This window comes from Streptomyces sp. PH10-H1 (assembly GCF_030063355.1).
In the GTDB taxonomy this organism is placed as follows: Bacteria; Actinomycetota; Actinomycetes; order Streptomycetales; family Streptomycetaceae; genus Actinacidiphila.
In genome coordinates this window covers 1-1,725 of sequence record NZ_JASISZ010000202.1, presented here as the reverse complement: position 1 = coordinate 1,725, position 1,725 = coordinate 1, and the positions used below count along the sequence as shown (strand labels likewise).

Here is a 1,725-nt window from a genome sequence, read left to right as displayed (position 1 = left end):
CTAGGAGCGTGGGTCAGTAACTGGCAACCCGCCTGTGGTTCGTGATCATTCATGCGGGATGATGTCGGTATGAGTGGTGGGGATGGGCTGTTCGAGGTCGAGCCGGTCGAGAAGAAGCAGCCACAGGGTCGTCCGGCGGCGGTGGACAAGCGGTTTAGGGCCTTCGACCCGCATCAGGTCCTGCTGCTGCCCCCGTCGCTGGACGACTGGCTGCCCCAGGACCACTTGGCCCGGTTCGTCGCCGACCTGGTCGACCAGGTGCTCGACCTGTCGCCGGTCCTGGCTGACTACACAGAGAAGCGCGGCTACCCGCCCTACGACCCACGGCTGATGGTGCGCCTGCTGATCTACGGCTACACCACCGGCATCCGCTCCTCGCGTGCGATCGAGCGCAAGTGCGCCGACGACGTCGCGTTCCGGTACCTGGCCGCCGACCAGGCCCCGGACTTCCGCTCGATCTCCCGGTTCCGCCGCCGTCACCTGGACGCGCTCGCCGACCTGTTCACCCAGTCCCTGCACCTGGCGCAGAAGCTGGGCCTGGTCAAGATGGGCCGCGTCGCCCTGGACGGCACGAAGCTGGAAGCCAGCGCCTCCAAGCACAAGGCGATGAGCTACGGCCGACTGGTCGACAAGGAGGAGCGCGTCGAGGCCGAGATCGCCCAGCTGGAGGCGATGGCCGCCGCGCTGCTGGCCGACGCCGAAGCAAGCGATACCGCCGAGGACCAGGTCTTCGGCATCGACGGCAGGGACGTTGATCTGCCCGCCGAGCTCGACCGACGCGAGAAACGCCTGGCCAAGATGCAGGCGGCCCGCGCTCAGATCGAGGCCGAAGCCGCCGAGAAGGCCCGCCGCCACGCCGAGGACAAGGAACGCCGCAGGCAGGGACGCGCCGGCACCAGCGACGAGCAGGCCATCGCCGACGCGGGCGACAAGGCCGCCACGGCGGCCCGGCCGAAGCCGAAAGCGCAGGCCAACTTCACCGACCCCGACTCACGGATCATGAAGAACAGCAAGGGCGCCTACATCCAGGCCTACAACGCCCAGGCCGTCGTCGACGAGGCACACCAGGTCATCACCGCCGCCGACGTGACGACCAACCCCTCGGACGCGCTGAACTACACCACCATGCTCGACCAGTCCGCCCAGAACACCGGCATCCATCCGGGGCAGGCCCTCGTCGACGCCGGGTACTGCTCCGAGACGAACCTCGAAGCTGCGAAAGACCGCCAACTCGACTGCGGGACCGACACATTCATGGCCACCGGCCGACTCGCCCACGACGAGCAGGTCCCACCCGCACCGCGCGGACGGATACCAGCGAGCGCCACGCTGAAAGAGCGCATGGCCCGCAAGCTGCGGACCAAGCCCGGCAAAGCCGCCTACCGCCGCCGCAAAGCCATCGTCGAACCCGTCTTCGGACAGATCATGACCTGCCAGAACGGCCGCCAACTCCTCCTGCGCGGCGAAGACGGCGCCCGCGGCGAATGGCGGCTGCTGGCCGCCTGCCACAACTTCCGCAAGATCTTCCGACACGCCAGGACCACCGGACTCACAGCAGCGACCGGCTGAACGGCCCAGCCAGGGCGGCCCAGAGCCCCTCCACGAGAGCCTCCCGGGGCCAGAACACCCCGACCTCGGCCGACCGGCACAGACCAGGCGGCCGCCACCGATCCCGCTGACCACCATCACCCCGGACGACTACCCGATACCGACCCACGCTCCTAG

1 protein-coding gene is annotated in these 1,725 nt (G+C 68.8%); it reads left to right on the top strand.

Features of this window, described 5'->3' with window-relative positions; translation table 11 throughout:
- Nucleotides 1–141: 141 nt before the first annotated feature.
- A complete protein-coding gene (locus QMK24_RS41195; protein WP_502962724.1) occupies nt 142–1,569 on the top strand; it encodes an IS1182 family transposase in 1,428 nt (475 codons plus the stop codon).
- Nucleotides 1,570–1,725 lie beyond the last annotated feature (156 nt).